9 protein-coding genes are annotated in these 10,343 nt (G+C 71.5%); 5 read left to right on the forward strand and 4 right to left on the reverse strand.

What is annotated here, in order from left to right; genetic code table 11:
- Positions 1–96 precede the first annotated feature (96 nt).
- The 3 genes from AB8Z36_RS19405 to AB8Z36_RS19415 all read right to left on the reverse strand — a co-directional run bounded on the left by AB8Z36_RS19405 (position 97) and on the right by AB8Z36_RS19415 (position 4,043).
- Positions 97–1,458 carry an extracellular solute-binding protein gene (locus AB8Z36_RS19405; RefSeq protein WP_369214602.1) on the reverse strand — a complete coding sequence of 454 codons (1,362 nt, stop codon included), beginning with the start codon at positions 1,456–1,458 and terminating at the stop codon, positions 97–99.
- A gap of 243 nt (positions 1,459–1,701) precedes the next feature.
- Positions 1,702–2,385: a response regulator gene (locus tag AB8Z36_RS19410; RefSeq protein ID WP_369214603.1), complete on the reverse strand. Its 684-nt coding sequence runs from the start codon at positions 2,383–2,385 to the stop codon at positions 1,702–1,704.
- Entirely contained in the window at positions 2,382–4,043 is a 1,662-nt protein-coding gene (locus AB8Z36_RS19415) for a sensor histidine kinase (protein ID WP_369214604.1), read from the reverse strand. The genes AB8Z36_RS19410 and AB8Z36_RS19415 overlap by 4 nt, the downstream gene beginning before the upstream one ends.
- A gap of 277 nt (positions 4,044–4,320) precedes the next feature.
- Between AB8Z36_RS19415 and AB8Z36_RS19420 the strand changes: the two genes are divergently transcribed.
- A complete protein-coding gene (locus AB8Z36_RS19420; protein WP_369214605.1) occupies positions 4,321–5,718 on the forward strand; it encodes a cation:dicarboxylate symporter family transporter in 1,398 nt (465 codons plus the stop codon).
- Between the two features lie 129 nt (positions 5,719–5,847).
- Here the strand turns inward: AB8Z36_RS19420 and AB8Z36_RS19425 are convergent, their stop codons facing one another.
- Complete coding sequence (locus tag AB8Z36_RS19425) at positions 5,848–6,465, reverse strand: TetR/AcrR family transcriptional regulator (protein ID WP_440581953.1); 618 nt, start codon at positions 6,463–6,465, stop codon at positions 5,848–5,850.
- Positions 6,466–6,625: 160 nt separating this feature from the next.
- On the opposite strand from AB8Z36_RS19425, the gene AB8Z36_RS19430 reads away from it, so the two are divergent.
- The 4 genes from AB8Z36_RS19430 (at position 6,626) to AB8Z36_RS19445 (ending at position 9,822) form a co-directional block, all read left to right on the forward strand.
- Complete coding sequence (locus AB8Z36_RS19430) at positions 6,626–8,320, forward strand: MFS transporter (protein WP_369214607.1); 1,695 nt, start codon at positions 6,626–6,628, stop codon at positions 8,318–8,320.
- Positions 8,321–8,376: 56 nt separating this feature from the next.
- Complete coding sequence (locus AB8Z36_RS19435; RefSeq protein ID WP_369214608.1) at positions 8,377–8,604, forward strand: hypothetical protein; 228 nt, start codon at positions 8,377–8,379, stop codon at positions 8,602–8,604.
- The gene (locus tag AB8Z36_RS19440; protein ID WP_369214609.1) at positions 8,601–8,870 is read left to right on the forward strand and encodes a hypothetical protein; all 270 of its coding nucleotides are present in this window, start codon (positions 8,601–8,603) and stop codon (positions 8,868–8,870) included. The genes AB8Z36_RS19435 and AB8Z36_RS19440 overlap by 4 nt, the downstream gene beginning before the upstream one ends.
- Before the next feature lie 358 nt (positions 8,871–9,228).
- Positions 9,229–9,822, forward strand: coding sequence for a dihydrofolate reductase family protein (locus tag AB8Z36_RS19445; protein ID WP_369214610.1), 594 nt, complete (start codon positions 9,229–9,231; stop codon positions 9,820–9,822).
- Positions 9,823–10,343 lie beyond the last annotated feature (521 nt).

Raw genomic sequence — 10,343 nt, forward strand, 5'->3', positions numbered from 1 at the left:
AGTCACGTACGGGCACTCACTTCCTGGTACCGGCACTCATCTGCGGCGGGGCGTGTGCGGGGGGGCGGCGCCGCGTCGGCCGCGTGCGGAGCGGCGCTACTTCTTGACGACCTCGCCGTCCGTCGCGGAATCCACCTCTTCGTCATAACCGCGCGCGGCCTCGGCCACCGAGGCGTCGCCCGTGGTCACCGACTCCATCGCCTCCTGGATGGCGGTGGAAACCTTCGGGTACGCGGGATAGGCGGGCCGGTAGTGCGTCGAGGCGACCAGGTCGGTGAAGAACTTGATGCCGGGCTGCGCCTTCACGTACGACGGATCGGACGCGACGTCCTCGCGGACCGCGATGCCGGAGTTGGCGATGTACCACTTCTTGGCGTTCGCCTTCGTCTGCATCGTCTTGATGAAGTCGAAGGCCAGGCCGGGGTTGCCCGCCTTGGCGGGGATCGCCCAGGTCCAGCCGCCGGACATGCTCACCTTGCCGGGTGCCTGGCCGTGCTGGGTCGGCATGTGCGCGAGGCCCAGCTTCTGCGACCACTCGGGCCACTCGTGGCCCGCGCCCTTGCCCCAGTCCTGCGGCAGCCAGGAGCCGTCGAGGTTGATGCCCAGCTTGTCCTCGGGCAGCAGTTCACCGCGGACGCGGGTGGCGAAGTTGGGGTCGAGGGCGTCCGAGACGTCGGGGCCGAGCTTCTCCTTGTAGACGGTCTCCACGAAGGTGAGGGAGTCCTTGAAGCCCTTGCTGCCGGTGACCCACTTCTTCGCGCCCGTGTCGTACAGCGGGTCCTTGCCCGTGCCGTACGCCAGCATCTCGAAGCCCTGCATGGTCGCGGCCTCGCCCGCGGGCTTTCCGGTGTAGACGTTGAGGGGGGTGACTCCGGGGACCTTCTTCTTGATGGTGCGGGCGGCGTCGAGGACCTCGTCCCAGGTCTTCGGCTGCCAGTCGGCCGGGAGCCCCGCCTTCTTGAAGACGGACTTGCTGAACCACAGGCCGCGCGTGTCCGTGCCGTCCGGCACTCCGTAGGTCTTGCCGTCGGCCGCCTTCGCCGCCGACTTGGCGGTGCCGATGAACTGGTCCCAGTCCTTCCACGTGGCCAGATAGCTGTCGAGCGGCTTCAGATAGCCGCTGGTGATGTCCGAGTTGATGAGGAAGGTGTCCTCATACACCAGATCCGGTGCCGTCTTGGGGGAGCGCAGCATCTGCTGGAGCTTGGTGTAGTACTCGGAGTCCGGCGCCTTGATAGGCACCAGCTTGACCTTCTTGCCGGGGTTGGCCTTCTCGTACTGCTTCTTGATATCCGCGAGATAGGTGTCCATGACCCTGATCTCGTTGTCCGTGGACTGCTTGTACGAGATCTTCACGGTGTCGGGGTCGCTGCCGGAGCCGCCGCCGCAGGCGGCCAGCGTGCCGGCGGTGAGCAGGGTGGCGGCGGCGASGAGAAGTGGGCGGTGGGTGGGGCGCACGGGCACGACCTCCTACGGGCCGACGCGGCCGGGTCGCCGCGCGGGGCTCTGCCCGGTGAACGTAAGGGCGTGTTCGGAGCAAGGTCAATGCCCGTGCGGCCGCTTGGCGTCGTCGCTCGTCACCAACGTGACAACGTTGTTATCGGACGGGCGCCGAGGGGCCGCCCCCGCTGTCTGCCGACGGACCGCCCCGAGGTCCGGCCGACGGACCGCTCGCGCGTCCGCCCGGTGGGGCCCCGGGTTTCATTCGACGGAGGGCAGCCATCGGTACACCAGCTCCGGGCGCCCGACATGGCCGTACTGGGGGCTGCGGGCGGCGCGGGCGGTGTCGACCAGGTGCTCCAGATAGCGGCGGGCGGTGATGCGGGAGAGCCCGGCCGTCTCGGCGGCCGCCGTGGCAGTCAGGCCCTCGGGAGCGTCGCGCAGCGTGCGGATGACGCGCTCCAGGGTGGGACCGCTGAGCCCCTTGGGCAGGGCGGCGGGGCCCGGCGCGCGCAGCGTGGCGAGGGCCCGGTCCACCTCGTCCTGCCCGGTGGCCTCGCCCTCGGCGGCGGCCGTGCGGAACTCGGCGTAGCGGGTGAGGCGGTCGCGGAGGGTGGCGAAGGTGAACGGCTTGAGCACGTACTGGACGACCCCGAGGGACACGCCCTCGCGGACCACCGCCAGGTCCCGCGCCGACGTCACCGCGATGACGTCCGTGGGGTGGCCCCCGGCGCGCAGCGAGCGGGCGAGCTGGAGTCCGTGCCCGTCGGGCAGGTGCAGGTCGAGGAGGATCAGGTCGACGGGGGTGCGGTCCAGGGTGCGGCGGGCCTCGGCGGCGGTGTGCGCGGGCCGCTCGATGGCCTCGAAGCCGGGCACGCGGTTCACGTAGAGCACATGGGCGTCGGCGGCGACGGGGTCGTCCTCGACCACGAGTACGCGGATCACTGGGCGCCTCTTCCTTCGCTGCCGCCGTCCGGGGCGGGGTCCGCCCCCGCCGTCCCGAGTCTCACCTCGAACAATGCCCCGCCCTCCGCGGATTCCCGTACGGCCATCGCGCCGCCGTTGCGTTCCACCGTCTGGCGGACCAGCGCCAGGCCGAGGCCGCGCCCGGTCGCCGCCTTCGTGGACCAGCCCCGTTCGAAGACCGTCTCGCGTTCGGCGGGGCTCACCCCCGGGCCCGTGTCGGAGACGCGGAGCAGGAGGGCGGAGCCGTCGGCGCGGGCCGTCACCGTGACGCGGGCGGAGGGGGAGCCCTGTGCCGCGTCGACCGCGTTGTCGATGAGGTTGCCGAGGACGGTCACCAGGTCACGGGCGGAGAGGCCCGCGGGGAGCATGCCGTCGTCGATGCTGCTGCTCTCGGAGACGACGAGTTCGACGCCGCGCTCGTTGGCCTGCGCGGCCTTGCCGAGGAGCAGCGCCGCGAGGACCGGTTCGGCCACCGCGGCCACCACCTGGTCGGTCAGCGCCTGCGCGAGCTCCAGCTCGGCGGTGGCGAAGTCGACGGCCTCGTCCGCGCGGCCGAGCTCGATGAGGGACACCACCGTGTGCAGCCGGTTGGCGGCCTCGTGGGCCTGCGAGCGCAGCGCCCGCGTGAAGCCGCGCTCCGAGTCCAGCTCGCCCGCGAGCGCCTGGAGCTCGGTGTGGTCGCGCAGGGTGACCACCGTGCCCCGGCGCTCGCCGCCGGTCACGGGCGAGGTGTTGACGACCACCAGGCGGTCGGCGGTCAGATGCAGCTCGTCCACCCGGGGCTCGGAGGCGAGCAGCGCCCCCGTGAGCGGCACGGGCAGCCCCAGCTCCGCGACGTTGCGCCCGATGGGGTCGCCGCGCACGCCGAGCAGCTCCCGGCCGCCGTCGTTGATCAGGGCGATCCGCCGCTGTCCGTCCAGCATGAGCAGGCCCTCGCGCACGGCGTGCAGCGCCGCCTCGTGGTAGTCGTGCATACGGCTCAGCTCGGTCGCGTTCATGCCGTGGGTGCTGCGCCGCAGCCGGGCGTTGATGACGTACGTGCCGATGCCGCCGATGACGAGCGCTGCCGCCGCGACACCGAGCAGCGCGAGGAGCTGGCCGCGCGCGTTGGCGGTGATCTCCTCGATGGTGATGCCCGCGCTGACCAGCCCGATGATCCGTCCCTCGCCCGTCTCGCCCGCCCTGATCGGCGTGACCACCCGTACGGACGGGCCGAGCGTGCCGGTGTACGTCTCGGAGAAGGTCCTGCCGCGCAGCGCGTCCGCGGTGTGCCCGAGGAAGCGTTCGCCGATGCGCCGCTCGTCGGGGTGGGTCCAGCGGATGCCCTTCGGGTCCATGATCGTGACGAAGTCGACGCCGGTGTGCCGCTGCACCCGGGCCGCGTACGGCTGGAGCCGCGCCGAGGTGTCACCGCCGCCCTCGATGGCCTCCCGTACCGAGGGGGAGTCCGCCACCGCGCGCGCCGCCGCGGTGGCCTGGTTGCGGGCGCCCTGCTCCGCCTGGTGCTTGTCGCTCAGATACGTGAAGAGCGCGCACCCCGCGACCACGGCGGTCACCAGCACGATCTGCATGGCGAAGAGCTGGCCCGCCAGACTGCGCGGTAGGCGGCTGCGGCCGGTCGGACGGGTGGGCGACATGGTGCCAGTCTGCCTCTTCGCACAGGTGGTCGTATAAGTGCGAACTAAATGAACGCAACCGTGACCGCTCCTCCCGGGCGGGAGATAGTCGCCGGGAATCCCAGGACATCGCCCAGGACGTGAGCCGCACGCACTCCAGGCGTCCCCAGGTACCACCAGGCACCCACGCCACCGGACGGGCGGGCCGACCGGCACGCGGCCCTCGGGCCCGCGAGCCACCGGGCACGCACGCCACCTGGCACCCCAACGCCGACGTCGTCGTTCAAGGAGGGCCCCCGTGACCAGCACGGCCGACCCGCAGAAGGCACCCGCCGCCAGGCGGGACCGCACGCATTACCTCTACATCGCCGTCATCGGCGCCGTGCTGCTCGGCATCGCCGTCGGCTTCATCTGGCCGGACTTCGCCAAGGACCTGAAGCCGCTCGGCACCGGCTTCGTGAACCTGATCAAGATGATGATCTCGCCGATCATCTTCTGCACGATCGTTCTCGGCGTCGGCTCGGTCCGCAAGGCCGCGAAGGTCGGCAAGGTCGGCGGGCTCGCGCTCGCCTACTTCATCGCCATGTCCGCCGTCGCCCTCGCCATCGGCCTGATCGTCGGCAACATCCTGCACCCGGGTTCGGGCATGGACATCACCGAGTCCGAGAAGGGCGCGGGCCACACGGCGGCCGACGAGGCGGACACCGGTCTCGTCGACTTCGCGCTCGGCATCATCCCGAAGACCATCGTCTCGGCCTTCACCGAGGGCGAGGTGCTCCAGACGCTGCTCGTGGCGCTGCTCGTGGGCTTCGCCCTCCAGGCCATGGGGCGCTCCGGCGAGCCGGTGCTGCGCGGCATCGAGCACATCCAGAAGCTGGTCTTCCGCGTCCTCGCCATGATCATGTGGGCCGCCCCGGTCGGCGCGTTCGGCGCGATGGCCGCCGTCATCGGCGAGACCGGCCTCGACGCCCTCAAGGCGCTGGCCACGATCATGGTCGGCTTCTACATCACCTGCGCGCTGTTCATCGTGGTCGTCCTCGGCACCCTGGTCAGGGTCGTGACGGGGGTCAACCTCTTCAAGCTGCTCAAGTACCTGGGCCGGGAGTTCCTGCTGATCCTCTCCACCTCCTCGTCGGAGTCCGCGCTGCCGCGGCTCATCGCGAAGATGGAGCACCTCGGGGTCAGCCGTCCGGTCGTCGGCATCACCGTCCCGACCGGCTACTCCTTCAACCTCGACGGCACCATGATCTACCTGACCATGGCCTCGCTCTTCATCGCCGACGCCATGGACCAGCCGCTCGGCATCGGCGAGCAGATCGGCCTGCTGCTCTTCATGATGATCGCGTCCAAGGGCGCGGCGGGCGTCTCGGGCTCGGGCATCGCGGTCCTGGCGAGCGGCCTCCAGTCGCACAAGCCCGGTCTCGTCGACGGTGTCGGCCTGATCATCGGCGTCGACCGCTTCATGAGCGAGGCCCGCGCCCTCACCAACTTCGCGGGCAACGCGGTGGCCACGCTGCTGATCGGCACCTGGACCAAGGAGGTCGACAAGGAGCGGGTCGAGGCGGTCCTCGCGGGCCGGCTGCCCTTCGACGAGCGGACGCTGGTCGACGACGGCCACGGCCCCGACCTGGCCAAGGACGTGCCGACGGCGGCCGAGCCGCAGGCCGAGGGCGGCAAGGAGCCCGCCAAGGTCTGAGGGCCCCGACCGCAGGCAGGACCCCCATGGGGCGCCGCCCGCGACGGGACAGCGAATGGGCTGTTCCGCCGCGGGCGGCGTCTTTCACGTGGTTTCGCGTGGTTTCACGTGGTTTCACGTGGTGAGGCCCTACGGCAGCGCCGCGCCCTGCGGGAGCGCCGCGATGATCACCCGCACCCGCTCCGCGGGGACGCCCGCCGAGAACAGGGCCGTCGACGCGGCGGCCCGGCCCGCGTCCCCGGGGGCGATCAGCCCGTCGTTGACGGCCTCCATCAGGCCGAAGAGCTGCTGCTCATGGACGTACGCGAGGGCGGCGGGCGGCAGCGACGAGGTGAACGACCCGTCGGCGAGGCCCTGCCGCAGCACGTTCACGCACTCCGCGCGCACCGGGGCGAGGCGCTGCCTGATGCCCTCCATCGCGACGCTGCGCTGTGCGAGGGCGACCAGGAGCCGGTAGCCGTCGGCGATCTCCCAGACGGCGACCATGGAGTGCGCGAGCGACTCGGCGGGGTCGTCGGACTGCGCCCGCCCCGAGGCGTGGGCCGCCGCGACGTCCTCGACGGCGCCGTCGATGAGCGCCCCGATCAGCGCGTCCCTGCTCGGGAAGTGGCCGTACACGGTCCTGCGGACGACGCCCGCGGCCCGGGCGATCTGGTCCATCGACGCCTCCGGATCACGGAGGAGCTCGGCGAGAGCGACCTCCAGGATGCGGCGGCGGTTGGCGTCGGCTCGGCTCATGGCCCCCATTCTGCACGCGGCGTACGGCCCTCTCACCCACCCCCGTTTTGCACATGCTTGTGCAATGCCGTAACTTGCACACTGGTGTGTATTTGCACAGCTCTGTGCAGGCTCGCCGGTGCACGTGATGAACAAGTACGGGGAACGGTTCGGAAAGGGTGAGGCTTCGGTGGCGCTGGTCATGAAGCAACCGGTCGAGGAGATGGAGCAGCCGTACGGGCGCCGCTGGTGGGCGCTGGGGGTGCTCTGCCTCAGTCTGCTGATCATCGTCATGGCGAACACGGCGCTGACCGTCGCCGCCCCCGACATGACCAAGGACCTCGGCCTCTCCAGCTCCGACCTCCAGTGGGTCATCGACGGCTACACCGTCCCGTACGCCGCGCTGATGCTGCTGCTCGGCGCGATCGGCGACAAGTACAGCCGCCGGGGCGCGCTCGTGCTCGGCCTCGTCGTCTTCGGCGCCGGATCGGTCGCGGGCTCCCTGGTCGACAGCTCCACGGGGGTCATCGCGGCCCGCGCCGTGATGGGTTTCGGCGCGGCCATGATCATGCCCGCCACGCTGTCGCTGCTCGCGGCGACGTTCCCCCGCGCCGAGCGGGCCAAGGCCATCGTGCTCTGGACCGCCACCGCCGGGCTCGCCATCGCGGCCGGTCCGCTGGTCGCGGGCGCGCTCCTGGAGAACCACGGCTGGGCGTCGACCTTCCTGATCAACGTGCCGGTGGCTGTGCTCGCCATCCTCGGCGCCTTCGTGCTCATCCCGCCGTCCAGGGCCGGGCACCACGACCGGATCGACTACGTCGGCGGACTGCTCTCGGTCGTCTGGACCGGCTCCCTGATCTACATGATCATCCAGGGCCCGCACTTCGGCTGGGACGCCAAGGCCGTGTCGGCGGCGGTCGTCGCGGGCGTCGGCCTGCTCGCCTTCGTCGCCTGGGAACTGCGGCACCCGCACCCGATCCTGAACATCCGCCGCTTCCTCGACCGGCGCTTCGCGGGCTCGAACCTGGCGGTGGCACTGTTCTTCCTCGCGGTCTTCGGCGCGTTCTACTACCTCACGCAGCACCTCCAGTTCGTGCTCGGCTACAACCCGCTGGAGACCGGCGTCCGTATGCTGCCTCTCGCGGGCGCGGTCTTCGTCGGCTCGGCGCTCACCGGCTACCTCACGCCGCGCGTCGGCATGCGGATCACCGTGACGGCGGGCATGGTCGCGGGCACGGTGGCGCTCGCGCTCCTGACGCGGGTGGACGCGGGTTCCGCCTACGGGGACTTCGTGGCCCCGCTGATCGTCCTCGGCCTCGCCATCGGCCTGGCGCTCTCGCCCTGCACCGACGCCATCATGGGCGCCTTCCCCGAGTCCGAACTGGGTGTCGGCGGCGCGGTCAACGACACCTCCCTCGAACTGGGCGGCTCCCTCGGCATCGCCATCCTCGGCTCGGTCCTCGCCAGTTCGTACTCCGCCAACCTCGCGGACGCGGCGAAGTCCTCCGGCGCCAAGCTGCCCGACGGCACGCTGTCCACCGCCCAGGACTCCGTCGGCGCGGGCTACGCGGTGGCCCAGGGCATCGGCGACCAGGCCCGCGCGACGGCCGAGAAGGCGGCCCAGGCCGGTTCGCAGCAGCAGGCGGCCCAGCTCAAGGGCCAGGCCGAGCAACTGACCCAGGGCGCCCACAAGATGGCCGACGCGGTCGGCTCCGCCTTCTCCGACGCGGTCTCCCACACCAGCCTGATCGGCGCCGCGATCCTCGGCGTGGGAACGGTCCTGGTGGCGGTCCTGCTGCCACGCAAGGGCCGCGACGAGACCGCACCGCAGAGCCCGGCCGGGACCACTCCGGAGCGGGACCGGGAACCGGTGTCCCGGGGCTGAGACGGGGTCCCCGGTTAATCTCGGGGTGACCACCGACGACCAGGGGGAAGTTCATCATGGGTGCCAAGCCGGTGCGGGCCGTTATCGGAGAGATGCGGATCAGTTGTCAGGTCTGTGGCTCGGACGTGTTCCGTGAGCGGGAAGTGAAGCTGAACAGCTTCGGCATGGAATTCATGAAGATGGCCTGGGCCGACGAGGCGGCGACCGGGCTGATCTGCTGGAAGTGCGGGTACGTACACCTCTTCGTGAACCGGGAGATCAGGCTGCACCGGGCCGACAAGTGAGTGCCGATGGCGCCCCCGCCCCCGCGGCGGGCGGGGGCGGCGGCTGTATGGCCTGCGGGCTGGCCGACGGAAGCGTTCCGCTGCCCGGGGGGACGCTTCTGCGGACCCCGCACTGGACCGTCGAGCACTGCGTGGGGCCCCTCGGCGTCGGGACCCTGCTGGTCAAGCCGTTGCGGCATGTCACCGGTGTCCATGAGCTGGGGCCCGCCGAAGCGGCCGAGTCGGGGCCGCTGCTGACCCGCGTCGCCGCCGCCGTGCGCGCCTGAGCCGAGGACTGCGAGCAGGTCTACGTCTGCCTCTGGTCCCACGCCGGGCGCACCCCGGGGCACATCCACTACGTCGTACAGCCCGCCCGCACGGCCGACATCGACCGGCACGGCGGCGCCTGCGGGCCCGCGCTCCAGATGGCGATGTCCGGGGCGGGGGAGCGGCCCGACGCCGAAGCGGTGCGGGAGTTCTGCGCGCGGGTGCGGGCCGTGCTGGACGGGGGGCCCGGCTCCGTCGCGTAGCGCGCGACACCGTTGACACCACTCCGGGTGAAGTACTACGTTCAGACCACTTCAAGCACAGTACAACGGCTGACGTGTTCGTCCTCGCCCCGGTTCGACGCCCCAAGGAGCCCGTATGCGAAAGCTCGTCTACTTCATCGCCGTCAGCCTCGACGGATTCATCGCCGGGCCCGACGGCGCCGACCCCACCGGGCCCGACGGGTTCTGGCCGGTCGCGCAGGACTATGTCCAGCACCTCGCGGAGACCTATCCGGAGACCCTGCCCGCCCCGGCCAGGGAGGCCCTCGGCATCACCGCCGGGGGCACGCACTTCGACACGGTCCTCGAAGGGCGCAGGACGTACGAGATCGGCCTGGCCGCCGGTCTGCCCAACTGCTATCCGCACCTGCGGCACCTCGTGTTCAGCCGCACCCTCACCGAGAGCCCCGACCCGGGCGTCGAACTCGTCGCCTCCGACCCGGTCGAGAGGGTGCGGGAGCTGAAGCGCGAGGACGGCAAGGACATCTGGCTCTGCGGCGGCGGCGAGCTCGCCGGGGTGCTGCGGGGCGAGATCGACCGTCTCGTCGTCAAGATCGGCCCGCTGACCCTGGGTTCGGGCACACCCCTGTTCGCGCGGGAGACGCCGTTCGACCCGGTGCTCTACACGCGTACGGACGCCGTTCTCCTGGACAGCGGAACGATCTTCGTCACCTACGACAAGCGGAGCTGACCCGCGTCAGACGGTGCCGAGCCGGCGGCCCCCACCCGCCGCCGCGCTCAGCAGCACGCCGGAGAGCTCCTCGGGCGTGGAGAGCATCGGCCAGTGCCCGGTGGCCAGTTCGAAGAAGGTCGCCCGGGGGTCGGTCAGGTGCTGGACCATCGGCAGACCCGACGCCACCAGCGCTTCGAGCGCCGCGATGTCCGTGGTGCCCCCGGTGGTGCAGAAGACGCCCGTCGTCGGCAGCGCGGCGACCTTCTCCGAGATCCGCAGCTGCTGCGTGCACGGACCGATCGGCATCGGCGAGGACAGACGCGCCAGCCGCGCGAGGGCCTCGGGCGAGACCCCCGCGAGGTTCCCGTGCTCCAGCCACTCCGCCCGGCTCGGCGCGGGGACGCGCCAGCCGTCCTCCGCGCGCCCCGGCATGCCGAGCGTCCGCTCGCGGGCCGGGGMGCGCGGAGGMMGSYYGSSSMSYYSSYSSRSCRWGSMGGGCGGAGTGGCTGGAGCACGGGAACCTCGCGGGGGTCTCGCCC

The sequence above is a fragment of the Streptomyces flavofungini genome (assembly GCF_041028215.1).
Lineage (GTDB): Bacteria > Actinomycetota > Actinomycetes > Streptomycetales > Streptomycetaceae > Streptomyces > Streptomyces flavofungini_B.